Origin of the sequence: Streptantibioticus cattleyicolor NRRL 8057 = DSM 46488 (assembly GCF_000240165.1) — a bacterium.
Classification (GTDB): Bacteria; Actinomycetota; Actinomycetes; order Streptomycetales; family Streptomycetaceae; genus Streptantibioticus; species Streptantibioticus cattleyicolor.
This window is the reverse complement of record NC_017586.1, coordinates 2,027,888-2,050,437: the sequence shown is the minus strand read 5'-3', so window position 1 is coordinate 2,050,437 and position 22,550 is coordinate 2,027,888. Positions and strand designations below refer to the sequence as shown.

The window sequence follows — 22,550 nt, the reverse complement described above, 5'->3', positions numbered from 1 at the left end:
CCCCGGCGCCCCCGCGTCCACGGGCCGCCCCCGGCACCAGCCGGGGGCGGCCCGCCGCGTCTCCGTGCCCCGCCCCGGAGGCGTTCGCGCACCGCCACCGACGCCCGGCCGGGCCCCTCCTATGCTCTAGGCATGCTGACCATCACCCAGGCCCTGCACGACGCGATCGTCGCCCACGCGCGCGCGGACCACCCGGACGAGGCGTGCGGCGTGGTCGCCGGCCCGGCGGGCACCGGCCGCCCGGAGCGCTTCGTCCCGATGCTCAACGCGGCCCGCTCGCCCACCTTCTACGAGTTCGACTCGACGGACCTGCTCAAGCTCTACCGCGAGATGGACGACCGGGACGAGGAGCCGGTGGTGATCTACCACTCGCACACCGCCACCGAGGCGTACCCCTCGCGCACCGACATCTCCTACGCCAACGAGCCCGGCGCCCACTACGTGCTGGTCTCCACCGCCGAGTGCGGCAACGAGGAGGGCCCGGTCTCCTTCCGCTCGTTCCGCATCGTGGACGGTGTCGTCACCGAGGAAGAGGTCGAGGTGGTCGCCGCGTATCCGGCGACCAGCCGGTGACCTCCGGCGGGAGGGCCGGGTGGCGTCCATCGGAGCGTCCGCATCCTGGAACGCCCGTCTCGGCGCCATCGGGGGAATCGATACGATGTCCGTATGGTTCTCCACGACGTGAGCGAACACGAGAAGGCGCCGGGCATGCTGCTCGTCGCCCGGCTCCACGTCGACCTGTGCCGTCTCGCCAGCGCCATGTGTACCCGCGCTGCGTCCCGCCCGGCCCGCTAGCCCGCCGCGGCTGCGCACCGCCCCCGCACCACCCCGCCGCCCGGCGCCGCCCTTCGCTGCCGTGCTTCCTCATTGACTTCCGCACTGGAGTGCACCCATGGCCATCGAGGTCCGTATCCCGACCATCCTCCGCACCTACACCGACGGCGCGAAGGCCGTCGAGGGCAGCGGCGACACCCTGGACGAGCTCTTCACCGACCTCGAATCCCGCCACCCGGGCATCCGTGACCGGATCGTGGATGGCAACGGGCTGCGCCGCTTCGTCAACGTCTACCTCAACGACGAGGACGTGCGCTTCCTCGACGGCCTCGCCAGCAAGGTGGCCGACGGCGACAACGTGACGATCCTGCCCGCGGTGGCCGGCGGCGCCGGCGGACGAGGGGCCGGCCGCTGATGCGGTACGACAGCCCGCTCGCGGCGGTCGGCAACACCCCGCTGGTCCGCCTGGCGCGCCTGTCGCCCGCCGAGAACGTGCGCGTCTGGGCCAAGCTGGAGGACCGCAACCCCACCGGCTCGGTCAAGGACCGGCCCGCGCTGCACATGATCGAGGAGGCCGAGCGGGACGGCAGGCTCACCCCCGGCTGCACCATCCTGGAGCCCACCTCCGGCAACACCGGCATCTCCCTCGCCATGGCCGCCCGGCTCAAGGGCTACCGGATCGTGTGCGTGATGCCGGAGAACACCTCCGAGGAACGCCGCCAGCTGCTCGCCATGTGGGGCGCCGAGATCGTCTCCTCACCGGCGGCCGGCGGCTCCAACACCGCCGTGCGGGTGGCCAAGGAGCTGGCCGCCGAGCACCCCGACTGGGTGATGCTCTACCAGTACGGCAACCCGGCCAACGCCGCCGCCCACTACGCCACCACCGGCCCGGAGATCCTCGCCGACCTGCCCACCGTCACCCACTTCGTGGCGGGCCTGGGCACCACCGGCACCCTGATGGGCGTCGGCCGCTACCTGCGCGAGAAGGTCCCCGGCGTCCAGATCGTCGCCGCCGAACCCCGCTACGACGACGTGGTCTACGGGCTGCGCAACCTCGACGAGGGCTTCGTCCCCGAGCTGTACGACGAGTCGGTGCTCACCACCCGCTTCTCGGTCGGCAGCGAGGACGCGGTGCGCCGCACCCGTGAACTCCTCCAGCAGGAAGGCATCTTCGCCGGGGTCTCCACCGGCGCCGCGCTGCACGCCGCGCTCGGCGTGGCCCGCAAGGCCGTCAAGGGCGGCGCCGCCGCCGACATCGTCTTCATCGTCGCCGACGGCGGCTGGAAGTACCTGTCGACCGGCATCTACACCGCCGCCTCCACGCAGGACGCGGTCGAGGCCCTGCACGGCCAGCTCTGGGCCTGACCCTCCGCGCCCGGTCCGCCGGGCCTGCTCCGCCCCCGGCACAGCGCCCCGTCCCCACGCCGTACTCCGGCCGGGTGGCGGGGCGCACAGCCGTTCCGGGGCGTGCGCAACGCGGTGCGCCCCGCCCGGTTCGCGACCCGCCGGGGCGCCCCCGCCCGTACTGGTGATTCCGCCCACACCAGGGGTCCATGGCGGCGCCGGGGCGGGCGAGGCGCCTTACCCTCTTGGGAACAATGGCGGCCCGCCCCACCGACTCCGCCATCCCGGCCGGCCGCCCGGCGGGACCTCCCGCCCCCCCGCCTCGTGGCCGCCGGTGCCCGATGGCGCCCGCACGGCGATGTGCCGGCCGCCACCGACCGCGCAAGACCCCCCGGAACCGCTGGAGGCTCCTGCATGAAGCTCACCGTCGTCGGCTGCTCGGGGTCGTTCCCCTCCGCGGAATCGGCCTGTTCGAGCTACCTCGTGGAGGCCGACGGCTTCCGGCTGCTCCTCGACATGGGCAACGGCGCCCTGGGCGAGCTGCAGCGCCACTGCGGTCTGTACGACCTCGACGCCGTACTCCTCAGCCATCTCCACGCCGACCACTGCATCGACATGTGCGCCTACTTCGTGGCCCGTTACTACCGGCACGAGGGCGGCATGCCGGAGCCGATCCCGGTGCACGGGCCGGCGGGCACCGAGTCCCGGCTGGCCACGGCGTACGCGGACGTCCCCGACGAGAAGTGCATGAGCGAGGTCTTCGACTTCCGCACCCTGGCCCCCGGCACCTTCCGGGTGGGCCCGTTCACGGTGACCGCCGCCCGGGTCTGCCACCCGGTCGAGGCGTTCGGCTTCCGGGTCGAGCACGGCGGGCGGTCGCTGACGTACTCCGGGGACACCGGGCCGTGCGAGCCGCTGGTGGAACTGGCCGAGGGCACCGACCTCTTCCTGTGCGAGGCGTCCTTCACCCACGGCAAGGAGACCGTCCCCGACCTCCACCTCAACGGGCGCCAGGCCGGCGAGCACGCGGCCCGGGCCCGGGTGGGACGGCTGGTGCTCACCCACATCCCGCCGTGGACCGACCCCGCGGTCAGCCTGGCCCACGCCGTCGAGGCGTTCCCCGGCCCGGTCGAGCTGGCCCGCTCCGGCGCCGTCTACCGCCTGTGACCGCTGCCGCGCCGCACCCGGCCCGGGCACCGCGAAGGCCCCCGGAACCGCCATGGTTCCGGGGGCCTTCCTCACGTTCCGCGGTGCGGGCCGGACGTCACGCCTTGGTGATGTCCTCGACCTCCTCCTCGGGCTCCCGGCCCGGGGTGGGGAGGTTGAACTTGGTGATCGCGAAGCGGAAGAGCACGTAGTACACCACCGCGAAGCACAGGCCGATCGGGATGATCAGCCATGGCTTGGTCGCCAGGTTCCAGTTGAGCAGGTAGTCGATGGCGCCGGCCGAGAAGGTGAAGCCGGCGTGGACGCCCAGCGCCCAGGTGATCGCCATCGACAGCGCGGTGAGCACCGCGTGGATGGCGTAGAGCACCGGCGCGATGAACATGAACGAGAACTCGATCGGCTCGGTGACGCCGGTGACGAAGGCGGTCAGCGCCACCGACACCATCATGCCCAGCACCGCCTTGCGCCGCTCCGGACGGGCCGAGTGCGCGATGGCCAGCGCCGCCGCCGGCAGGCCGAACATCATGATCGGGAAGAAGCCGGACATGAACTGGCCGGCCGACGGGTCGTGCGCGAAGTAGCGGTTGAGGTCGCCGTGGACCACCTGGTGGGCCGAGTTGGTGAAGTCACCGATCTGGAACCACGCCACGGTGTTGACGAACTGGTGCATGCCGATCGGCAGCAGACCACGGTTGACCAGGCCGAACAGACCGGAGCCGACGGCGCCCAGGCCCGTCATCCACTTGCCGAAGGAGCTGATCGCGTCACCGATCGGCTGCCAGCCCAGGACCACCAGCACACCGGCGGCGGTGCCGACGAACGCCATGATGATCGGCACCAGCCGGCGGCCGTTGAAGAAGCCGAGCCAGTCGACCAGCTTGGTGCGGTGGAACCGCTGCCACAGCACCGCGGAGAGCAGACCCATGATGATGCCGCCGAGCACCCCCGGGTTCTGGAACGCGGCCGGGGTCACCGTCGCCCCCTTGACGCACGCCCCGCCGAGCGACCCGGTCGAGACGAACGAGGCGCCGGCGCCGCACGCCACCGGGAACTGGTGGATCACGGTGTAGTAGACGAGGAAGCCGACGACCGCGGCGAGCGCCGTGGAGCCGTCCGCCTTCTTGGCGAAGCCGATCGCCACGCCTATGCAGAACAGCAGCGGCAGGCCGAGCGAGGCGTCCAGCAGGGCGCCGCCCGCACCGGCGAAGACCTTCGCCACGTTGTCCCAGCCCAGGCCCTGCGCGCCGAAGACGTCCGGCTGGCCGAGGCGCAGCAGGATGCCCGCCGCCGGGAGCACCGCGATCGGAAGCTGGAGGCTCCGCCCGATCTTCTGCAATCCTTGGAAAAGGCCGGATCCCCGCTTCTTCGCGGGCGCCGCCGCAGCGGTGGCCGTACTCATCAGATTCCTCCTGGTGAGAGGCGGGCTTGACAGGGGGACGGCCCGCGGCTCTGGTCTACACCACAGTGGTGTAGACCAGTTGTAACACGTCGGGACTCCATAAAGGAATCCACGATTTACGGCAACTCCGACACGCGGTGTAGTCGTAAAGGGCTCGGCGGGACCCTTTCAGTTTCGCACCGTCCGGAGTGCTGGTGCCGCGCACGTAGAATGGTGTAGACCAGTCGCATGGAGAGCCCTCCTCCCGCCCCGGTCGAAAGCCGTCGCCGGCCTTCACCGCGGTGATCGCGAAGGCGGGCCGACCGTGCGTTAACGTTTCACCGGACCGGCGCGCGCACCACGCGGGCGGCCGAGGGCCCCGGACAACAGGAGTGGACATGGCCAGCAAGGCTGAGAAGATCGTCGCCGGCCTCGGCGGGCTCGACAACATCGAAGAGGTCGAGGGCTGCATCACCCGGCTGCGCACCGAGGTCCACGACGCCTCCCTGGTCGACGAGGCCGCCCTGAAGGCGGCCGGCGCCCACGGCGTCGTCAAGATGGGCAACGCCATCCAGGTCGTCATCGGCACCGACGCCGACCCGATCGCCGCCGAGATCGAGGACATGATGTGACCTTCACGGCCCCTGGCCGACGTCGAGGCCCGCTCCGGCAGACCCGGGGCGGGCCTCGACGCTTTTGTCGGTAGGGTCGGGAGCATGTCTGTGAATGCTGGGGTCCGTATCGACGGACGCACTCCCGAACAGCTCCGCCCGGTCACCATCGAACGCGGATGGAGCAAGCACGCGGAGGGCTCCGTACTCGTCTCCTTCGGCGACACCCGGGTGCTGTGCACCGCGAGCGTCACCGAGGGCGTGCCCCGCTGGCGCAAGGGCAGCGGTGAGGGCTGGGTCACCGCCGAGTACGCCATGCTGCCGCGCGCCACCAACACCCGCGGCGACCGCGAGTCGGTCCGCGGCAGGATCGGCGGGCGCACCCACGAGATCTCCCGGCTCATCGGCCGCTCGCTGCGCGCCGTGATCGACTACAAGGCGCTCGGCGAGAACACCGTCGTCCTCGACTGCGACGTCCTCCAGGCCGACGGCGGCACCCGCACCGCCGCCATCACCGGCGCCTACGTGGCCCTGGCCGACGCCGTCTCCTGGGCCCAGGAGCACAAGCTCGTCAAGGCCAAGGCGCAGCCGCTCACCGGATCGGTCAGCGCGGTCAGCGTCGGCATCATCGACGGCGTGCCCATGCTCGACCTGCGGTACGAGGAGGACGTCCGCGCCGAGACCGACATGAACGTGGTCTGCACCGGCGACGGCCGCTTCGTCGAGGTGCAGGGCACCGCCGAGGGCGCCCCCTTCGCCCGTACCGAGCTCGACGCCCTGCTCGACCTCGCGGTGGCCGGCAACGCCGAACTCGAGGCCGTCCAGCGCGCCGCCCTCGCCGCCGCGCGGAGCTGACCGTGGCCGGCACCGTACGCGCCACCACCCTCGCCGCCGCCGCGCTGGGGCTGGCCGCGGCGGTCACCGTGGCCGGCTGCGGCGGCCAGGGCGGCCACCGCGACTGCGCCTCGGTCGCCGCCGCCGTCCGGTCCCAGGCCGACGCGCTGCCCGGAGCCGCCCGCAAGGCCGGTGACGACCCGCGCGAGGCGGCCACCGTGCTGCGCACCATCCAGCAGGACCTCGACGAGATCGCCGGGAAGACCCCCGGCCCGGCCGCCGGCAAGGCGGTGGCCGAACTCTCCCAGGCCGTCGCCAACGCCAAGGACCAACTCGACAAGGGCGAACCGGTCGAGGTGGCCCCCGTCCAGCGGGGCGCCGCCGACCTCGTCACCGCCTGCCCGAAGGGATGACCGCCGCCGTGCAGCGCCTCGTACTCGCCACCCGCAACGCCCACAAGGTCACCGAGTTGCGGGCGATCCTCACTGGGGCCGGCCTCGCCGTGGAACTCGTCGGCGCCGACGCCTACCCCGAGGTCCCCGACGTCAAGGAGACCGGGGTCACCTTCGCCGAGAACGCCCTGCTCAAGGCGCACGCGCTGGCCGGCGCCACCGGGCTGCCCGCGGTCGCCGACGACTCCGGGCTCTGCGTGGACGTCCTCGGCGGCGCCCCCGGCATCTTCTCCGCCCGCTGGGCCGGCCGGCACGGCGACGACGAGGCCAACCTGCGGCTGCTGCTGGCCCAGCTCGCCGACATCGCCGACGACCACCGCGCCGCCCACTTCGCCTGCGCCGCCGCCCTCGCGCTGCCCGACGGCACCCAGCGGGTGGTCGAGGGGCGCCTGGAGGGCACGTTGCGCCACACCCCGGCCGGCACCGGCGGCTTCGGCTACGACCCGATCCTCCAGCCGCTCGGCGAGAGCCGTACCTGCGCCGAGCTGACGGCGGAGGAGAAGAACGCCATCAGCCACCGCGGCAAGGCGTTCCGGGCGCTCGCCCCGGTCGTCGCCGAACTGCTCGGCTGACGGCCCGTACCCCGACGCACCGGTGCCCCGGACCGCAACCGCGGTCCGGGGCACCGGTGTTCGGCGTGCGGCCGGAGGGATTCGAACCCTCAAGCCCGTGAGGGCCACAGGACCTAAACCTGCTGTGTCAGCCATTGCACCACGGCCGCGTCGCGCCTCATTCTAGGCTCTCGCGCCGGGTGCCGAGGTCAGAACCGGGGCTCCTGGATCTGGGATTGGACGAGTTCGACCGCTTCCTCCTTGGTGGCCACCGCCGGCGGGGAGCCCTCCAGCGGCTGCTGCGCCGTCTCCCGCATGCACGCCACCGCGACCACGCCGACCAGGGCGGCGGCCATCGAGTAGTAGGCGGGCATCAGATCGGTGCCGGTGGCGCTGAGCAGCGCGGTGATCACCAGCGGGGTGGTCCCGCCGAACAGCGAGGTGGAGACGTTGTACCCGATCGACAGCGAGCCGTAGCGCACCTGCGTCGGGAAGAGCGCCGGCAGCGCCGCCGACATCGTGCCCAGCAGACACACCAGCGACAGCGCCAGGATCACCATGCCCGCCGCCACCGCCACCACGCTGCCCTGCTTGACCAGCAGGAACGAGGGCACCGAGAGCAGGAGGAAGCCCAGCATGCCGGCCATCAGCAACGGCTTGCGGCCGAACCGGTCGTTGAGCCGGCCCACCTGGTTGATCACCAGCATCTGGAGCACCAGGACGGCCAACAGGATCACCAGGCCGTGCGTGGGGCTGTACTTGAGCTGGTCCGACAGGTAGGTCGGCAGGTACGACTGGAACAGGTAGACGTTGATGTTGTACGCGCCGACCAGCGCCACGCACAGCACCAGCCGCCGCCAGTGCTGGGTGAAGATGGCCCGGAACTCGCCCTTGCCCAGCGTCTCCACGCCCTGCGCGGCCTCGCTGGCGCGGATCTCCCGGGCCGCGCCGTTCTCCGACTCCAGCCGCTGGAACGCCGGGGTCTCGTCGAGCTTCAGCCGCAGGTACAGACCGATCAGCCCGAGCGGCCCGGCCACCAGGAACGGCAGCCGCCAGCCCCAGGAGTTCATCGCCCCCGAACTGAGCACGCTGGTAAGGATGGTGACCATCCCCGCGGAGCCGATGTAGCCGGCCAGCGTGCCGAACTCCAGGAAGCTGCCGAAGAATCCGCGCCGCTTGTCCGGGGCGTACTCGGCGATGAACGTCGAGGCGCCGCCGTACTCACCGCCGGTGGAGAACCCCTGGATCATCCGGAAGAGGATCAGCAGCACCGGCGACCAGAAGCCGATCGCCGCGTAGGAGGGGATCAGCCCGATGGCGAAGGTGCCGACCGCCATCATGATCATGGTGAGCGCCAGCACCTTCTTGCGCCCCACCCGGTCGCCCAGCGGACCGAAGAACGCCCCGCCCAACGGCCGTACCAGGAAGGCCACCGCGAAGGTGGCGAAGGACGACAGCAGGGAGGCGGTGTCGCTGGTGGAGGGGAAGAAGACGTGGCCGATGGTGACCGCGAGGTAGCTGTAGATCCCGAAGTCGAACCACTCCATGGCGTTGCCCAGCGCCGCGGCCTTCACGGCCCGCTTGACCGCCGCCTCGTCGGTCACCGTGATGTCGGTACGGCGCAGCCGCGGGTTCTGACGGCGTCTGATGACCCGGAAGAGCGTCCGGTGGCGTCGGTAGACCTCCGGATCGACCTCCGCCTCGGCCTGGTGCTCGGGATCGCGGGTCGGCACGGTGCGTTCCTCTCGTCGGCTTGACCTCCGCGGCCTTTCGGCCGAGGGACGCCTGCGCAAAAAGGGGAGCGCTAAACCAAGGTCCCGGCCGGCCGGGGCTTCGGTCCCGCATCGTCAAGAATTACCTGAATTACCCGGATGTCCGATTCAATGGCCTCTCGGTGGTCGTCACTCGCCGACGCCCCACCGGGTACCCGCGTTCAGATCCCCAAATCCTTGATGATCTTGGCGACATGGCCGGTGGCCTTGACGTTGTACAGCGCCCGCTCGACCTTGCCCGCCTCGTCGACCACCACGGTGGACCGGATCACCCCGGTGACGGTCTTGCCGTACAGCTTCTTCTCGCCGAACGCCCCGTACGCCTTCATGACCTCCTTTTCCGGGTCGGCGACCAGGGTGACCTTCAGGTTTTCCTGCTCGCGGAATTTCGCCAGCTTCTCCGGCTTGTCCGGGGAGACGCCGATCACGTCGTAACCGGCGTCGGCGAGGAGTTGGAGGTTGTCGGTGAAGTCGCACGCCTGCTTGGTGCACCCCGGGGTGAGCGCGGCGGGGTAGAAGTAGACGATGACCTTGCGGCCGAGGCGGTCGGCGAGGCGGACCTGGTCGCCGTCGGCGTCGGGGAGGCTGAACGCGGGGGCGGTGTCGCCGGGCTGAAGGCGCTCGCTCATGGCTGGGGCTCCTCGTCGTCGGTTCCGGGGGCGGGACGCCGTCGCGTCCGGCGGGCGGTCGCGGCGCCGAAGGGGGTGCCGCGCGGCACCGGCCGGGCCGAGCTGACAGACTGTCCGCACTGAAGGTCTAACGATATCGGTCGAGGTGACGGAGGCAGCGCGGTGGCGGATGGTGGCAGGACTCCCGCTCAGATCGAGGCGGACATCGTCCGCAGGCGGCAGGAGCTCGCCGTGACGCTGGACGAGATCGGCGTGCGGTTGCACCCGAAGACCATCGCCGGCAACGCGCGGGCTTCGGCACGGCAGGCGGTGGACCGTACGGCCGGGCGGGCCTACGTGACGGTGAACCGGGTGATCTCCTCGGTCCGCGGTGAGCTGGTGGCCGAGGACGGCTCCCCCCGCATGGAACGGGTGGTGCCGGCCGCGATCGCCGCGGTGGCGCTGGTCGCGCTGCTCGCGGGGCGCTCCTCGAAGCGCAAGAAGAAGAAGTGACCGGCCCGCCCGCGCGGCGCCGGGCCCGGGACGCGGGGACGTACCCTCCCATCCCGGGCACCCGGCGCCCGTCCGCCGCGAGCGCCGGGTAACGTCGTGCACGTGAGCTCGAATACGTCCCTCGACAGCGGCGCCGTCGCCGACGCGCGCACGCACGACAAGCTGCCCATCCGCATGCTGCACGACCGGGTGCTGGTCCGCACCGACATCCCGGAGGGCGAGCGCCGCTCGACCGGCGGCATCCTCATCCCGGCCACGGCCTCCGTCGGACGCCGTCTCGCCTGGGCCGAGGTGGTCGCGGTGGGGCAGAACGTGCGCACCGTGGAGGTGGGTGACCGGGTCCTGTTCGACCCGGAGGACCGCGCCGAGGTGGAGGTGCGCGGGGTCGCCTACGTGCTGATGCGCGAGCGCGACCTGCACGCGGTGGCCGCCGAACGCCTCCAGGGCTCGGAGGACTCCACCGGCCTGTACCTGTGACCCTCCCGGGGTGACCCGCCCCGTTTGCTAGCGTGGGAAGGACCCGACGAGACGCGCCGTACCGGGACCCGCAAAGACGACGCACCCCCTGTGGAAGTCGTCCGTCCTGGTGGAGGTGTCGTCGTGGCGTGGGTCCTGTTGTTGCTGGCCGGGGTCTTCGAGGTGTGCTGGTCGGTCGCGATGAAGGCGAGCGACGGGTTCACCAGGCTCTGGCCGAGCGTGGTCACCGTGGCCGGGGTCGTGGTGAGCATGGGGCTGCTGACGGTGGCCGTGCGGCGGCTGCCGGTGGGCACCGCCTACGGCGTCTGGGTGGGCGTCGGCGCGGTCGGCACCGCGGTGCTCGGCATGGTGCTCTTCGGTGAGCCCGTCCGCCCGGCCCGGGTCTTCTTCCTCGCCCTGCTGGTCGCGGCCGTGGTCGGCCTGGAGCTGACCTCGAAGTGAGCCCGGGCGGGCGTACCCGTCACGGGGGCGGCGGGCCCTGGGCGCCGTCCGCCGCCCCGGCGTCCCCGGCGGCACCCGGTCCGCCCTGGGCGCCGCCCTCCGCCCCGCCGGGGCCGGTGCCCGCCGTCCCCGCCGAGGCGCCGCCCTGGCCGCCGCCCGACGGGCCCACGGTCGTACCGCCCTCGCCGCCCCGGCTGGCGCCGGTGGAGGTACCGCCGCCCGGACCGCCCGCGCCGCCCTCCGTGGCGCCCCCGGCCGGACCGCCGCTGGTCCCCACCGTCACCCCGCCCTGGCCGCCGCCGGCCGGGTTCATGGTGGGCGGCCCCGAGGTCGCCGGCGGCGTCGGCGGCGGCGCCGTGGTCCCCGGCGGCGTCGCCGGGGGAGCGCTGGCCGGCGGCGAGGCCGGCGCGGAGGAGGACGAGGACGGCGGGGCCGACGGCGGCAGACCGGTGTCCCCGGCCGCCTGGAGGTCGAAGTCGGCCACCGGACGCCCCTGGAGCGCGTCGGCGGTGTACTGCGCCCAGATCTGCGCCGGGTAGCCGCCGCCGTTGACCCGGTCCAGCCCGGTGACGTCGTACAGCGACTCGTGCTTGCCGGTGTCGGAGTCCTCGCCCATCACCGTGACCACGGTGACCAGGTCGGGGGTGTAGCCGGCGAACCACACCGCCTGGTCGAACTCGGCGGTGCCGGTCTTGCCGGCCGCCGGGCGCCCGGCGGCCTGCGCGGCGTTGCCGGTGCCGTCGGCGCTGTCCACCACGTCCCGCAGCACCGCCGTGGTGGTGTCGGCGGCCCGCCGGCTCACCGCCTGGCGGCCATCCCGGTGCGGCAGGGTCACGTTCTCCCCGCCCCGGCTCACCTTGGCCACCAGCGAGTACGGCAGGTAGCGCCCGTGGTCGTCGAGGGTCGCGTACGCCGAGGCCATCTCCACCGCGCTGGCGGTCGCGGTGCCCAGCGCGATCGCCGGCCGGCTCGGCATGTCCGGGGTGTTCTCCGGGACGCCCAGGTCGATCGCGGTGCGCTTGACGTTCTGCGCGCCGACGTCCTGCGCCATCTGCGCGTAGACGGCGTTGACCGAGCGGTTGGTGGCCTCGGTGACCGTGATGTCGCCGTAGGAGCGGTCGTCCTCGTTGGCCGGCGCGTACCCCACCGGGCCGTCCGGCCCCTGCACCTCACGGTGGTTGGTGCCGTCGTACCGGGTGTCCGGGGTGATCGGCTGCCCGTCCTGGGTGCTGGCCGAGTGCTCCAGCGCCGAGGCGAGCACGAACGGCTTGAACGTCGACCCCACCTGGTAGTCGTGGCGGGTGGCGTTGCTGACGTACTGCTTGGTGTAGTCCAGGCCGCCGTAGAGCGCCACCACGTCCCCGGTGGCCGGATCCACCGATGCGCCGCCGGCCCGTACGTACCGGTCGCTGCCGGAACCGCTCAGCTTGCTCAGCAACTGGTCCTGGGCGGCCTTGACGAAGGCGTCCTCCTTGGCCTTGTCGATGGTGGTGACGATGCGGTAGCCGCCCGCCGCGAGCGTCTGCTCGTCCACCACCTTGTTCTCGATCAGGTAGTTGCGCACCGCCTCCACCAGGTAACCGCGCTGCCCGGACAGCCCGTTGCCCAGCACCGACTTCACCGGCATCGGGAACCGCATCCGCTGCCGCTCCGCCGCGCTCAGCCACCCCTTCTTGACCATGCCGTCCAGCACGTAGTTCCAGCGGGCCACCGCCCGGTCCCTGTTCTGCGGCTCGGCCACCACGTCGTACGCGCTCGGCGCGTTGAGCAACGAGGCCAGGTACGCGCCCTCGGCGGTGGTCAGCTTGGAGACGTCCTTGTTGTAGTACGCGTGCGCGGCGGCCTGGATCCCGTAGGCGTTGCGGCCGTAGAAGCTGGTGTTCAGATAGCCTTCGAGGATCTGGTCCTTGCTCTCCTCGCGGTCCAGCTTGATGGCGATGAAGAACTCCTCCACCTTGCGCTTCACCGTCTGCGACTGCGTGAGGTAGTAGTTCTTCACGTACTGCTGGGTGATGGTCGAACCCGACTGCCGGCCACGGCCGTTGAGGGTGTACCACGCCGCCCGCACCATCGCCCGCGGGTCCACCGCCGACTCCGAGTAGAAGTCGCGGTCCTCCGCCGCCAGCACCGCGTGCTGCACGCTGCGGGGCACCTGGCTGAGCGGTACGTTCTGCCGGTTGACCGCGCCGCTGCGGGCGATCTCGGTGGTCCCGTCCGCGTACAGGTACACGTTGTTCTGCGCGGTCGCCGCGGCGTTCGCGGGCGGGATGTCCACCAGCAGGTACCCCGCGACGAACCCGCCGCACACCAGCAGCAGCAACAGCAGCACCCCGCCGAGCGTCATCCGCCACGTCGGCACCAGCCGCCGCCACCCGGTCCGCCGGCGCCTCCTGCGGTGCCGGTGCCCCGCGCCGTGTGCCCGCGCGTCCCCGTCGTCCGGCCGTGAAGGCTCGTCGCTCATGTCTGTACAGACTCCTCGGCCATGGCCTGAGGTTGTACCCGTAACTACCTTGTGACGCTCCGAACGGCGGGATCTTTCCACCGGGATGGCGCAACGTCCAGGTCGGCGCCGCCTTCAGCCGAGGCCGGCGATCCGCTCCCGGAGCGCCTGCGCGGCGGGGCCTGCGGGGACGCTCCGCAGCCGCGCGGTGATGCCGGCCGGCCCGTTGTCCACCCGCACCGAACGCACCCCGGTCGCGCAGTCGAGGAACGCCTGCCAGGTCGCCAGCGCCCGGCCGGTGTCACCCTGCTCGAGCTGGACGTGACCGAGGCCGGCGAGGACGATCGCCCGGGTGCGCCCGCGGTCCAGGCCGTGGATGCCGAGCGCGAGCCGCAGCTGCTCCTCGGCGGCGGCCAGCTCGTCCTCCCCGGCTTCGGCCACGTTCCGTGTGCCTCGGCTCAGTCGAACTCGCCGTCCGCGGCGGCGTGTACGAACGCGGCGAATTCTCTTGCCGTGAAGGTCAGCGCGGGGCCGTGCGGGTCCTTGCTGTCACGTATGGCGCGTATGCCGGTGCCGAGTGCGGCGACTTCGACGCAGTTGTTGTTGTTTCCCGAGTGGGAAGACTTCGTCCACTCAACTCCGGCCGCCGACGCGGATTCGATGTACGTATTCATCGTCTACCCCATTTCCCTTATGGCGTCCAGGATGAGCGCCCGTGACTTGTTGACGTTTGTCGCCGCCATGTTCAAGCGGCGGAACAGTGTGGTGTAGACATCGACGTCGGCCGGGTCCTCGTAGTAGACGGTGCTGGTGGACGAGTCGGTGTAGACCACGTCCGTCTCGCTGGCCGTCGGAAAGCTCATGATGACGAACGGCCCGAACAGGCAGGCGTTCATCGGGTCCTCGCGGGGGAGTACCTGGAGCTGCACGTTGGGCAGTCTGCTGTCCTCGGCCAGCGATTCGAGCTGGGCCTTCATGACGCCCCGGGAGCCCACCCGGTGGTGGAGCACGCTTTCGGAGATGATGACCCACAGTTGGAGCGGGTTTTCCCGGGTGAGTACCTTGCGGCGTTCGCTGCGTACGGTGATCTGCGTTTCGACGTGTTCGGCGGTGGCGTCGGGAACCTGCAACTCGATGAGGGCCTTGGTGTATTCGGGAGTTTGCAGCAGGCCCGGTACGAGGTGGGTCTCGACGTTGTACAGCTCGCCGGCGTCGGATTCCACGGCCACGTACGCGGCGTAGGCGGAGTCGACGGCGTGGCTGTAGCGGGACCACCATCCCTTCTGCTTCGACTCGCGCGCCAGCACTTCGATCTCGTGCCGCTGCGCGGGGTCGGTCACGCCGTAGGCGTCCAGCAGGGCCCGCAGATCCGGGAGGCGGATGCCCGACTGCGCGTTCTCGATGCGCCCGATCTTGGACCGGTCGGAGCCCAGTACCTCGGAGACGTCGGCGTAGGTCAGCCCGGCGGCGGTCCGCAGCTCGCGCAGTCGCCTCGCCAAACGCCGTTGACGGATCGTCGGGTTGGTGTTGATGGGCATTTTCGGGACGTCCCCCTACTCCTTGCGCAGGTCAAGTCTGCCGTTCACCGCTGGGCGGCGGCAACCATGGGTGCGAATCGGCAAAGTGTGGACTTGACACTTCATCAGCGTTGCTGCGCATGATGCTCGCACAGTGTCGATGAGCCATCAACGCACTGTCACCGGATCGAGGTATGGCCACACACCTGTGCCAAGGGGGCGCGCATGACTGTCCAGCGGACGGAACACCTCCGGTACCGGCGGTACCGGCCCGCCGTCACCGCCGCGCGCGGCAGGGCCCGGCAACTGGCCGCCGAGTGGGGCATCCCGGAGATCGCGGACGATCTGGCGCTGCTGGTCAGCGAGTTGGTCACCAACGCGGTCGTCCACGGACGGGCCTCACGGGGCAGCGGCGTGGCCGTGGCGTATCACCTCGACGGGCCGTGCCTGCGGGTGGAGGTGCGCGACTGGGCCACCGGCGTTCCGGACGGTGGGGACGGCGGCCGGTGCCCGGCGGCGGACGTGGACGGCGCCGAGGGCGGACGCGGGCTGCTGCTGGTGGTGGCCCTGGCCGGACGCTGGGGCGTGGTCCCCCAGGTCGTCGGCAAGAGCGTCTGGGCCGAGATGAGGCTGTCGGCGCGGAACCGGAACGCGGTCCCCCGATGACGCCCGGCCCCCGTACGGTGTCCTCCATGGAGCACCACATGCGAACCCACTGGGACACCGTCGACCGCCTCGTCCGCTGGCTCGACGAGGAGTGCGGGACGGCACCGCCGGAGGTGGCGCGGTTGTTGCGGGTGTTGAAGATCACCGAGGAGGCGGGGGAGGTGGCCGAGGCGGTGCACGGGGTGACCGGGGGGAATCCGCGCAAGGGCCGGAGCCATACGTGGGAGGACGTGCAGGCGGAGTTGTGCGACGTGATCGTCACGAGCATGGTGGCGCTCAGGACGATCACGCCGCGCGCGGCGGAGGTGTTCGAGGAACGCCTCGCGTACGTGGCTGAGCGGTCGCTGGGCGGTCAGACCCCGGCCGGGGCGGGACCGGTCAGCGTGGGCAGCGAGAGCGCGTCGGCCATCGCCTCGTAGCCCGCGTCGGTGGGGTGGAGGTGGTCGCCGGAGTCGTAGGCGGGCAGCAGGCGCTGCGGGTGGCGCGGGTCGCGCAGGGCGTGGTCGAAGTCGACGACGTCGTCGAAGACCTTGCCGCTGCGGATGGCGGCGTTGACGCGTTGGCGTACCCGTTCCAGGGCCGGGGTCCAGCTGCGCTGGCCGCCGAAGGGCATCAGGGTGCCGCCGACCACCCGGACGCCGTGGGCGTGGGCCTCGCGGGTGATCTGCTGGAGGCCGGCCACGATGGCGTCGGGGTCGGTCCGGTGCGGCAGTTCGATGATGTCGTTGATGCCGAGTTCGACGACCATCGCCTTGACGCCGGTGCGGGAGAGCGCGTCGCGGAAGGCGCGTTCCAGGGCGCGCGGGCCGTTCCAGGCGATGGAGGGGGCGGCGTCGGTGAGGATCCGGTTGCCGCTGATGCCGGCGTTGAGGACGCCGAGCCGGGGGCCGTCCGGGCTGGTGCGCAGGCGCTGCGCCAGGTAGTCGGGCCAGCGGTGGTCGGCGTCCACGGTGGAGGTGACGCCGTCGGTGATGGAGTCGCCGAGGGCGACCACGGCACCGTTCGCGTCGTCGGTCCACACGTCGACGGCGGTGACGTAACGCCAGTACGGGCTCCGCTCGGTGAACGCGGCGCCGGACGGGTCGCCGGCGTGGTCGCCGTGGGCCAGGTAGGAGGTCTGCCGGGCGTGCGGATGGTAGGTGACCGGCCCGGCCGGGGTGGGCGAGTAGGTGGTGATCAGCAGGTCGGCTGCGGTGGGCACGCGCAGCCGTACCGCGTCGCTCACCACCGACTGGCCCGCCGGTATGGTCACCGCCGGGCGTCCGCCGAACGCCAGCGTGGTGAGGGTGTCGGGGACCGCGCGGGGGCTGCTGGGCGCGTCGGCCACCCCGAGGGTGACGTGGGTGAAGGTCACCGGGACGGTGCCGAAGACGTTGGAGAGCTGCACCCGGGCCGCGGTGCCGCCGACGCTGGTGTGGACCACGTTGCGGATCGAGGTGTCCGGGTAGCCGTGCGGGGTGTCGGGCTCCGTCGCCGCGGCGGCGGCGGACCAGGTGCCCACCCAGGTGCCGGCGATGGCGGGGGCGGCGGCCGAGGCCCTGGGGCGGGGCGCCTCGGCGTCGGTGGACGTCTCCGTCCGTGCGCCCCCGACGCCGACCACGATCGCGGTACAGACCAGGGCGACCACCGCGGCCAGCGCGGCGAGCAGGGCATAACCGGATTTCCGGGTCACGCGGTGCTTCTCCTCGGATTCCTCGGGCAGACGCGGGCTCCCGGCGCGGCGGGCGCGTCCGGGCGCACGGCGCCGACGCGCACCGCGAATCCGGTCCGCGGCACCCTTCCATGATCCCACGGCGTCCGCACACCCTTCCGACGGCCCGTCGCCGGTACGGGCACCGGCCGCCACCGGGGAGGACGACGGGAACCCGCCGTTCGTTCCACCACCGTGGCCGGAAGCGGCCGGCCAGGGAGAATCACGGGGTGGAACGGATGGACGCGGTGACGAATACCGGTGCGAAGCGCCCGGCGGAACGGACCGGACCGGGGCACCCCGGCGGCTTCGCCTTCGGCCCGGCGGACGCCGAACGGCGGCGCGGGGTACGGCGGATGAAGCTGATCGCGACCGGTTTCCTGGTCACCGCGTCGGTGGTCTACGGGCTCGCCCGGTGGGCCCAGGCGGCCGGTGCCGGGGCCTGGGCGGGGTACGTCTCGGCGGCGGCGGAGGCCGGCATGGTCGGCGCGCTGGCCGACTGGTTCGCGGTCACCGCGCTCTTCAAGCGCCCGCTGGGGCTGCCGATCCCGCACACCGCGATCATCCCCACCAAGAAGGACGTCCTCGGCCGCTCGCTCGGCGAGTTCGTCGGCGAGAACTTCCTGTCCGCGCCGGTGGTACGGGCCCGGCTGCGCGCGGTCGGCATCGGCGCCCGGCTCGGCCGCTGGCTCTCCGAGCCCGAGCACGCCGACCGGGTCACCGAGCAGGCCGCCGCCGCGCTGCGCGGCGCGCTGACCGTACTGCGCGACTCCGACGTGCAGGCGGTGGTCACCGAGGCGGTCAACCGGCGGGCCGACGCGCTGGAGGTCGCCCCCGGGCTCGGCCGGATGCTGGACCGCGTGGTGGCCGACGGCGGCCACCGCAAGGTGGTCGACCTGGTCTGCGTCCGCGCCCGCGACTGGCTGGTGGCCCACGGCGACTCGGTGATGGCCGCCGTCGAGGGCGGCGCCCCGGGGTGGACCCCGCGCTTCGTGGACCGCCGGATCGGCGAGCGGGTCTACAAGGAACTGCTGCGTTTCGTCACCGAGATGCGCGACATGCCCGACCACCCGGCGCGCGGCGCGATCGACCGCTTCCTCGCCGACTTCGCCGCCGAACTGCGCTCCGACCCCGACACCCGGGCCCGGGTCGAACGCCTCAAGCGCGATCTGCTCGCCCGCGCCGAGGTGCAGGACGTCATCGAGTCGGCGTGGAACGCGGTCCGCGCCACCGTGGTCGCCGCCGCCGAGGACGAACGCAGCGAACTGCGGCTGCGCACCCGGTCCGCGCTGCTCTCGCTGGGTGCCCGGATGACCTCCGACGCCCGGCTGCGTGAGAAGGTGGACGGCTGGCTGGAGGACGCCGCCACCTACGTGGTGACCACCTACCGGGACGAGATCACCGCGCTGATCACCGAGACGGTGGCGAGCTGGGACGCCGACCAGACCTCCCGCAAGATCGAGGCCCACGTCGGCCGCGACCTGCAGTTCATCCGGATCAACGGCACCGTGGTCGGCGCGCTGGCCGGGCTGCTGATCTACACCGTCTCCCGGCTGGCGGGCGCCTGAGCCTGGCAAGCTGACGCATCGTCAGTTACCGTGTGCGGCCATGAGATGGGCCGGGCGCGTGCTGTGGGCGCTGGGCGAGGCGGCGGTGACCATCGGGGCCGTGGTGCTGCTGCTGGTCGTCCACGCGCTGTGGTGGACCAACGCCGAGGCCGAGGCCGGTGCCCGGCACGAGGTGGCGGCGCTGGAACGCGACTGGGACGCCCGCCCCTCGGCCGCCCCGGGCGCCACGCCGCCGCCGTCCGCCGGACCGGATCGCGGCGGCCCCGCCCCGTCACCCGCCGGCCACCACGGAACCGCCGGCGGCCCCGCCCCCGGCGACCCCCGTCCCGGCTCCGGCTACGCCGTCATCCGCGTCCCCGCCATCGGCCTGACCGCGCCCATCGCCGAGGGCACCGACAAGGCCACCGTGCTCAACCTCGGCTACGTCGGCCACTACCCGGGCACCGCCGAACCCGGACAGCCCGGCAACGTCGCCCTCGCCGGCCACCGCAACACCCACGGCGAACCCTTCCGCCACCTCGACCGGGTACGCCCCGGCGACACCGTGCTCATCGAGACCGCCGACGCCCGCTACACCTACGCCGTCGAGCAGACCGTGCCGCAGACCTCCCCGTACGACGGCACGGTGATCGCCCCCGTCCCGTACAGCGGCGTCCACCCGGAGCGGCGGATGACCGGGGCCGGTTACTACCTCACACTCACCACCTGCACGCCGGAGTTCACCTCGCGCTACCGGCTGGTGGTGTGGGCGCGGTTGCGTGCCGAGGAGCCGCGCCGCCCGGTGGGGGCGCGTTAGGGTCGTCGCCGTGTCCAAGCCTTTCGCCCGCCGCCGGTCACTGCTCTGGCTGCTCGTTCCGTACGCGCTCTTCCTGGTGGCGCTTCCGCTGGTCAACCGGGTACGGCCGACGGTCTTCGGGATTCCGTTCCTGTTCTTCTGGATGCTGCTCGCCACCGTGGCCACCCCGGTCGCCGTCTGGCTGGCGCACCGCGGGGACCCGGCGGCCCGCCGGTGAACGCCACCGTCGCCACCTCGGTCTTCGCCGCCTTCATGGTGCTCACCGTGGTCCTCGGCCTGCTCGCGGTACGCGGCCACGGCCGGGCCGGCGGGCTGGGGGAGTGGTCGGTGGGCGGACGCAGCCTGGGCACCGTCTTCATCTGGGTGCTGATGGCCGGCGAGAGCTACACCAGCTTCAGCTACCTGGGCGCCGCCGGCTGGGGCTACAACTACGGCGTCCCCGTGCTCTACGTGGTCGCCTACCTCTCCTGCGGCTACGCGGTCGGCTACCTGGCCGGACCCATGCTGTGGTCCTACGCCCGCCGCCACGACCTCGTCACCGTCACCGACATCGTCGCCCACCGGTTCGCCAGCCCCTGGCTCGGCGCCGCCGTCGCCGTCCTCGCCTCGGTCTGCCTGCTGCCGTACGTACAGCTCCAGATCACCGGCATGGGCGTGGTGGTCGCCACCATCTCCTACGGCACGATCAGCCTCAACTGGGCCTATTTCATCGCCTTCCTGGTCACCACCGGCTTCGTGGTGGTCAGCGGACTGCGCGGCAGCGCGTGGGTGTCGGTGCTCAAGGACGTGCTCGTCATCGGCACCCTCGCGGTGCTCGCGGTCTACGTCCCGCTGCACTACTTCGGCGGCTACGGCCACCTGCTCCACCGCATGGTCGCCGAACGGCCGCAGTGGCTCACCTTCCCCGGCCACGCCTCCCCGGGGCTGGGCCAGAGCTGGTTCATCACCACCAGCCTGCTCAACTCCCTGACCGTGGTGGTCTTCCCGACCACGGTCGTCGGCTACCTCGGTGCCCGCGACGCCGAGGTGCTGCGCCGCAACGCCGTCTGGCTCCCCTGGTACCAGGTGCTGCTCTTCGTCCCGGTGCTGCTGGGCATGGCGGCGCTGTTCGTGGTGCCCGGACTGACCGGGGCCGGCTCCAACCTGGCGCTGTTCAAGCTGGTGGTGGACGCCCTGCCGGCCTGGCTGGTGGGCCTGGTCGGGGTCGCGGCGGCGCTCTCCTCGATCGTGCCGATGGCGGTCTTCATGCTGGTCATCGGCACGATGTGGGGCCGCAGCGTACTGGGCGCGGTACCCCGGCTGGCCAACCGCCAGAAGCTGTGGTCCCAGGTCGTCGTGGTCGCCGCAGGCGCCCTCGCCCTCCTGATGACCTACCAGGTACCGGAGACCCTGGTGCGGCTCTCGCTCATCTCCTACGAGGGCATGGCCCAACTCGTGCCGATGGTCCTGGTGGGCCTCCTCTGGCGCCGGCTCACCCTGCCCGGCGCCGTCGCCGGCCTCGCCGCCGGCTTCGGCACCGTCTGCGCCCTGGTCTTCTCCGGCCACGACCCCCTCTGGGGCGTCAACGCCGGACTCCTCGCCCTCGGCGTCAACATCGCGGTCACCCTCGCCGCCACCTACGCCACCCCCCGCCCCCACGACCCCCGCCCGGACACCGAGGTGCTCGCCGAGGAGGCGTGGAACCAGCCGGTGTCCGAACGTGAACGTGCCACTGGGTGAGCGCTGGTCGGCCCCGCTCGGCCATGGCGGCGCAGAACGCGGCACCGGGTGCCCGGTGGGTGCCGTTGCTGTCGTTCGGGACGTTGGTGACGGCGGCGGTGGTGCCGCTCGCGGCCGGGGTCTACCTGGTCACCACCACGGCGTGGACGGCGGTCGAGCGGGCGGTGTTGTCGCGTGGGGCGCGGGTGACACCGGATGCCGGGGAGTCCAGCAGGTGAGCGGGTGTTGCGGAGCGGCCGATCGGGCTTGGAGGATCGAACAAGTCGGCCGCTGAGCCGGGCCGTGGGCGCGGGTCCGCACGGCGGCGGGCCCGCAAGCCCTGCCCACCCACGACCACGGGAGTCCACTGGTGAAGCTGCTGCGTGTCGGACCGGCCGGAGCGGAACGCCCTGCGCTGCTGGACGTTGCCGGGATCCCGCGTGACATCTCGGCCCTGGTGGCCGATGTCGACGGCGCCCTGCTCGCCGACCCCGCCGCCCTGGACCGGATCCGCCGGGCCGCCGAGGAGGGCACGCTGCCCGCCGTCGACGCCCCGGGGACGCGGATCGGCCCGCCGCTCGCCCGCGTCGGCAAGATCGTCTGCATCGGGCTCAACTACTACGACCACGCGACCGAGGTCGGCGCCGCCGTCCCCGCCGAGCCCATCGTCTTCCTCAAGGCCGCGGACACCGTGGTCGGCCCCGAGGACCCGGTGCTGATCCCGCGCGGCAGCGTCAAGACCGACTGGGAGGCCGAACTCGCCGTCGTCATCGGCCGCACCGCGCGCTACCTGGAGACCGACGAGCAGGCGCTGGCCGCCGTCGCCGGGTACGCGGTCGCCAACGACGTCTCCGAGCGCGAGTTCCAGCTGGAGCGCGGCGGCCAGTGGGACAAGGGCAAGAACTGCGAGACCTTCAGCCCGCTGGGCCCCTGGCTGGTCACCGCCGACGAGGTCCCCGACCCGCAGGCGCTCACCGTACGGCTGTGGGTCAACGGGCGGCTGCGCCAGGACGGCTCCACCGCCGACCAGATCTTCCCGGTGGCCTATGTGGTGCGCTACGTCAGCCAGTTCATGACGCTCCACCCCGGTGACGTCATCAGCACCGGCACCCCGGCCGGTGTCGCCATGGGCCGCCCCGAGCCCAAGCCCTACCTGCGCCCCGGCGACGTGGTCGAGGTGGAGATCGAAGGGCTGGGCCGGCAGCGCCAGGAGCTGAAGCAGGCGTAACGCCCCCGGTCCCCGGCCCCGCGCC

At 72.2% G+C, this 22,550-nt stretch carries 28 protein-coding genes, 1 tRNA gene and 1 riboswitch; of the genes, 20 read left to right on the top strand and 9 right to left on the bottom strand.

Features of this window, described 5'->3' with window-relative positions:
• Positions 1-132: 132 nt before the first annotated feature.
• The 5 genes from SCATT_RS09070 to SCATT_RS09055 all read left to right on the top strand — a co-directional run bounded on the left by SCATT_RS09070 (position 133) and on the right by SCATT_RS09055 (position 3,285).
• Positions 133-573 carry a M67 family metallopeptidase gene (locus SCATT_RS09070; RefSeq protein ID WP_014142699.1) on the top strand — a complete coding sequence of 147 codons (441 nt, stop codon included), beginning with the start codon at positions 133-135 and terminating at the stop codon, positions 571-573.
• Between the two features lie 93 nt (positions 574-666).
• A complete protein-coding gene (locus SCATT_RS40285; protein WP_014142698.1) occupies positions 667-795 on the top strand; it encodes a putative leader peptide in 129 nt (42 codons plus the stop codon).
• Between the two features lie 97 nt (positions 796-892).
• A complete protein-coding gene (locus SCATT_RS09065) occupies positions 893-1,189 on the top strand; it encodes a MoaD/ThiS family protein (protein WP_014142697.1) in 297 nt (98 codons plus the stop codon).
• The gene (locus SCATT_RS09060; RefSeq protein WP_014142696.1) at positions 1,189-2,139 is read left to right on the top strand and encodes a PLP-dependent cysteine synthase family protein; all 951 of its coding nucleotides are present in this window, start codon (positions 1,189-1,191) and stop codon (positions 2,137-2,139) included. The genes SCATT_RS09065 and SCATT_RS09060 overlap by 1 nt, the downstream gene beginning before the upstream one ends.
• A gap of 393 nt (positions 2,140-2,532) precedes the next feature.
• Positions 2,533-3,285 carry an MBL fold metallo-hydrolase gene (locus SCATT_RS09055; RefSeq protein ID WP_014142695.1) on the top strand — a complete coding sequence of 251 codons (753 nt, stop codon included), beginning with the start codon at positions 2,533-2,535 and terminating at the stop codon, positions 3,283-3,285.
• A gap of 97 nt (positions 3,286-3,382) precedes the next feature.
• Here SCATT_RS09055 and SCATT_RS09050 read toward each other — a convergent pair whose 3' ends face one another.
• Complete coding sequence (locus SCATT_RS09050; protein ID WP_014627735.1) at positions 3,383-4,684, bottom strand: PTS transporter subunit EIIC; 1,302 nt, start codon at positions 4,682-4,684, stop codon at positions 3,383-3,385.
• Positions 4,685-5,055: 371 nt separating this feature from the next.
• On the opposite strand from SCATT_RS09050, the gene SCATT_RS09045 reads away from it, so the two are divergent.
• The 4 genes from SCATT_RS09045 (at position 5,056) to rdgB (ending at position 7,132) form a co-directional block, all read left to right on the top strand.
• On the top strand, positions 5,056-5,295 hold the full coding sequence (locus tag SCATT_RS09045; RefSeq protein ID WP_265736682.1) for a PTS glucose/sucrose transporter subunit IIB: 240 nt from the start codon (positions 5,056-5,058) through the stop codon (positions 5,293-5,295).
• An 84-nt stretch (positions 5,296-5,379) separates the two neighbouring features.
• A complete protein-coding gene (gene rph / locus SCATT_RS09040) occupies positions 5,380-6,129 on the top strand; it encodes a ribonuclease PH (RefSeq protein ID WP_014142694.1) in 750 nt (249 codons plus the stop codon).
• 2 nt (positions 6,130-6,131) lie between these two features.
• Positions 6,132-6,521, top strand: coding sequence for a hypothetical protein (locus SCATT_RS09035; RefSeq protein ID WP_014142693.1), 390 nt, complete (start codon positions 6,132-6,134; stop codon positions 6,519-6,521).
• On the top strand, positions 6,518-7,132 hold the full coding sequence (gene rdgB / locus SCATT_RS09030) for an RdgB/HAM1 family non-canonical purine NTP pyrophosphatase (protein WP_014142692.1): 615 nt from the start codon (positions 6,518-6,520) through the stop codon (positions 7,130-7,132). Before SCATT_RS09035 ends, rdgB begins: the two co-directional genes overlap by 4 nt.
• Positions 7,133-7,198: 66 nt before the next feature.
• On the opposite strand, the gene SCATT_RS09025 is transcribed toward rdgB, so the two are convergent.
• From SCATT_RS09025 to bcp, 3 genes are all read right to left on the bottom strand, one after another.
• Positions 7,199-7,281 (bottom strand) — tRNA-Leu (locus SCATT_RS09025).
• Positions 7,282-7,320: 39 nt separating this feature from the next.
• Positions 7,321-8,844: an MFS transporter gene (locus SCATT_RS09020; RefSeq protein ID WP_014142691.1), complete on the bottom strand. Its 1,524-nt coding sequence runs from the start codon at positions 8,842-8,844 to the stop codon at positions 7,321-7,323.
• Positions 8,845-9,044: 200 nt separating this feature from the next.
• Positions 9,045-9,512: a thioredoxin-dependent thiol peroxidase gene (gene bcp / locus SCATT_RS09015; RefSeq protein ID WP_014142690.1), complete on the bottom strand. Its 468-nt coding sequence runs from the start codon at positions 9,510-9,512 to the stop codon at positions 9,045-9,047.
• 162 nt (positions 9,513-9,674) lie between these two features.
• Between bcp and SCATT_RS09010 the strand changes: the two genes are divergently transcribed.
• From SCATT_RS09010 to SCATT_RS09000, 3 genes are all read left to right on the top strand, one after another.
• Positions 9,675-10,004, top strand: a complete 330-nt coding sequence (locus SCATT_RS09010) for a DUF3618 domain-containing protein (protein ID WP_014142689.1) — start codon at positions 9,675-9,677, stop codon at positions 10,002-10,004.
• A 174-nt stretch (positions 10,005-10,178) separates the two neighbouring features.
• Positions 10,179-10,481 carry a GroES family chaperonin gene (locus SCATT_RS09005; RefSeq protein WP_042507628.1) on the top strand — a complete coding sequence of 101 codons (303 nt, stop codon included), beginning with the start codon at positions 10,179-10,181 and terminating at the stop codon, positions 10,479-10,481.
• 19 nt (positions 10,482-10,500) lie between these two features.
• Positions 10,501-10,567: riboswitch (guanidine-III (ykkC-III) riboswitch) on the top strand.
• A 37-nt stretch (positions 10,568-10,604) separates the two neighbouring features.
• Positions 10,605-10,922 (top strand): DMT family transporter, encoded by a 318-nt coding sequence (locus SCATT_RS09000; protein ID WP_014142687.1) that lies wholly within the window; start codon positions 10,605-10,607, stop codon positions 10,920-10,922.
• A 19-nt stretch (positions 10,923-10,941) separates the two neighbouring features.
• On the opposite strand, the gene SCATT_RS08995 is transcribed toward SCATT_RS09000, so the two are convergent.
• The 4 genes from SCATT_RS08995 to SCATT_RS08980 all read right to left on the bottom strand — a co-directional run bounded on the left by SCATT_RS08995 (position 10,942) and on the right by SCATT_RS08980 (position 14,900).
• A complete protein-coding gene (locus SCATT_RS08995; RefSeq protein WP_014142686.1) occupies positions 10,942-13,383 on the bottom strand; it encodes a transglycosylase domain-containing protein in 2,442 nt (813 codons plus the stop codon).
• 114 nt (positions 13,384-13,497) lie between these two features.
• Positions 13,498-13,803: a hypothetical protein gene (locus tag SCATT_RS08990; RefSeq protein ID WP_014142685.1), complete on the bottom strand. Its 306-nt coding sequence runs from the start codon at positions 13,801-13,803 to the stop codon at positions 13,498-13,500.
• Positions 13,804-13,820: 17 nt separating this feature from the next.
• Positions 13,821-14,036 carry a DUF397 domain-containing protein gene (locus tag SCATT_RS08985; protein WP_014142684.1) on the bottom strand — a complete coding sequence of 72 codons (216 nt, stop codon included), beginning with the start codon at positions 14,034-14,036 and terminating at the stop codon, positions 13,821-13,823.
• Positions 14,037-14,039: 3 nt separating this feature from the next.
• The gene (locus SCATT_RS08980; protein ID WP_014142683.1) at positions 14,040-14,900 is read right to left on the bottom strand and encodes a helix-turn-helix domain-containing protein; all 861 of its coding nucleotides are present in this window, start codon (positions 14,898-14,900) and stop codon (positions 14,040-14,042) included.
• Positions 14,901-15,104: 204 nt separating this feature from the next.
• Here SCATT_RS08980 and SCATT_RS08975 point away from each other — a divergent pair, with 204 nt between their 5' ends.
• Positions 15,105-15,545: an ATP-binding protein gene (locus SCATT_RS08975; protein ID WP_014142682.1), complete on the top strand. Its 441-nt coding sequence runs from the start codon at positions 15,105-15,107 to the stop codon at positions 15,543-15,545.
• Between the two features lie 26 nt (positions 15,546-15,571).
• Complete coding sequence (locus SCATT_RS08970; protein WP_231905056.1) at positions 15,572-15,964, top strand: MazG-like family protein; 393 nt, start codon at positions 15,572-15,574, stop codon at positions 15,962-15,964.
• Here SCATT_RS08970 and SCATT_RS08965 read toward each other — a convergent pair.
• Positions 15,898-17,217 carry an SGNH/GDSL hydrolase family protein gene (locus SCATT_RS08965; protein WP_014142680.1) on the bottom strand — a complete coding sequence of 440 codons (1,320 nt, stop codon included), beginning with the start codon at positions 17,215-17,217 and terminating at the stop codon, positions 15,898-15,900. The two genes, SCATT_RS08970 and SCATT_RS08965, sit on opposite strands and share 67 nt — an antisense overlap.
• A gap of 257 nt (positions 17,218-17,474) precedes the next feature.
• Between SCATT_RS08965 and SCATT_RS08960 the strand changes: the two genes are divergently transcribed.
• The 6 genes from SCATT_RS08960 to SCATT_RS08935 all read left to right on the top strand — a co-directional run bounded on the left by SCATT_RS08960 (position 17,475) and on the right by SCATT_RS08935 (position 22,525).
• On the top strand, positions 17,475-18,803 hold the full coding sequence (locus SCATT_RS08960) for a DUF445 domain-containing protein (RefSeq protein WP_202447161.1): 1,329 nt from the start codon (positions 17,475-17,477) through the stop codon (positions 18,801-18,803).
• Positions 18,804-18,843: 40 nt separating this feature from the next.
• Positions 18,844-19,599, top strand: a complete 756-nt coding sequence (locus tag SCATT_RS08955) for a class E sortase (protein WP_014142678.1) — start codon at positions 18,844-18,846, stop codon at positions 19,597-19,599.
• Positions 19,600-19,609: 10 nt separating this feature from the next.
• Positions 19,610-19,816: a DUF3311 domain-containing protein gene (locus SCATT_RS08950; protein WP_014142677.1), complete on the top strand. Its 207-nt coding sequence runs from the start codon at positions 19,610-19,612 to the stop codon at positions 19,814-19,816.
• Complete coding sequence (locus SCATT_RS08945) at positions 19,813-21,318, top strand: sodium:solute symporter family protein (protein ID WP_014142676.1); 1,506 nt, start codon at positions 19,813-19,815, stop codon at positions 21,316-21,318. The genes SCATT_RS08950 and SCATT_RS08945 overlap by 4 nt, the downstream gene beginning before the upstream one ends.
• On the top strand, positions 21,315-21,536 hold the full coding sequence (locus SCATT_RS08940) for a hypothetical protein (RefSeq protein WP_231905055.1): 222 nt from the start codon (positions 21,315-21,317) through the stop codon (positions 21,534-21,536). The genes SCATT_RS08945 and SCATT_RS08940 overlap by 4 nt, the downstream gene beginning before the upstream one ends.
• Before the next feature lie 131 nt (positions 21,537-21,667).
• Positions 21,668-22,525: a fumarylacetoacetate hydrolase family protein gene (locus SCATT_RS08935; RefSeq protein WP_014142674.1), complete on the top strand. Its 858-nt coding sequence runs from the start codon at positions 21,668-21,670 to the stop codon at positions 22,523-22,525.
• Positions 22,526-22,550 lie beyond the last annotated feature (25 nt).

Coding starts and splice junctions, on each gene's coding strand:
- SCATT_RS09070 (WP_014142699.1), top strand. CDS start 133: ATGCTGACCATCACCCAGGCCCTGCACGACGCGATCGTCGCCCACGCG.
- SCATT_RS40285 (WP_014142698.1), top strand. CDS start 667: ATGGTTCTCCACGACGTGAGCGAACACGAGAAGGCGCCGGGCATGCTG.
- SCATT_RS09065 (WP_014142697.1), top strand. CDS start 893: ATGGCCATCGAGGTCCGTATCCCGACCATCCTCCGCACCTACACCGAC.
- SCATT_RS09060 (WP_014142696.1), top strand. CDS start 1,189: ATGCGGTACGACAGCCCGCTCGCGGCGGTCGGCAACACCCCGCTGGTC.
- SCATT_RS09055 (WP_014142695.1), top strand. CDS start 2,533: ATGAAGCTCACCGTCGTCGGCTGCTCGGGGTCGTTCCCCTCCGCGGAA.
- SCATT_RS09050 (WP_014627735.1), bottom strand. CDS start 4,684: ATGAGTACGGCCACCGCTGCGGCGGCGCCCGCGAAGAAGCGGGGATCC.
- rph (WP_014142694.1), top strand. CDS start 5,380: ATGTCTGTGAATGCTGGGGTCCGTATCGACGGACGCACTCCCGAACAG.
- rdgB (WP_014142692.1), top strand. CDS start 6,518: ATGACCGCCGCCGTGCAGCGCCTCGTACTCGCCACCCGCAACGCCCAC.
- bcp (WP_014142690.1), bottom strand. CDS start 9,512: ATGAGCGAGCGCCTTCAGCCCGGCGACACCGCCCCCGCGTTCAGCCTC.
- SCATT_RS09005 (WP_042507628.1), top strand. CDS start 10,179: ATGCTGCACGACCGGGTGCTGGTCCGCACCGACATCCCGGAGGGCGAG.
- SCATT_RS08995 (WP_014142686.1), bottom strand. CDS start 13,383: ATGAGCGACGAGCCTTCACGGCCGGACGACGGGGACGCGCGGGCACAC.
- SCATT_RS08985 (WP_014142684.1), bottom strand. CDS start 14,036: ATGAATACGTACATCGAATCCGCGTCGGCGGCCGGAGTTGAGTGGACG.
- SCATT_RS08980 (WP_014142683.1), bottom strand. CDS start 14,900: ATGCCCATCAACACCAACCCGACGATCCGTCAACGGCGTTTGGCGAGG.
- SCATT_RS08975 (WP_014142682.1), top strand. CDS start 15,105: ATGACTGTCCAGCGGACGGAACACCTCCGGTACCGGCGGTACCGGCCC.
- SCATT_RS08970 (WP_231905056.1), top strand. CDS start 15,572: ATGGAGCACCACATGCGAACCCACTGGGACACCGTCGACCGCCTCGTC.
- SCATT_RS08960 (WP_202447161.1), top strand. CDS start 17,475: ATGGACGCGGTGACGAATACCGGTGCGAAGCGCCCGGCGGAACGGACC.
- SCATT_RS08955 (WP_014142678.1), top strand. CDS start 18,844: ATGAGATGGGCCGGGCGCGTGCTGTGGGCGCTGGGCGAGGCGGCGGTG.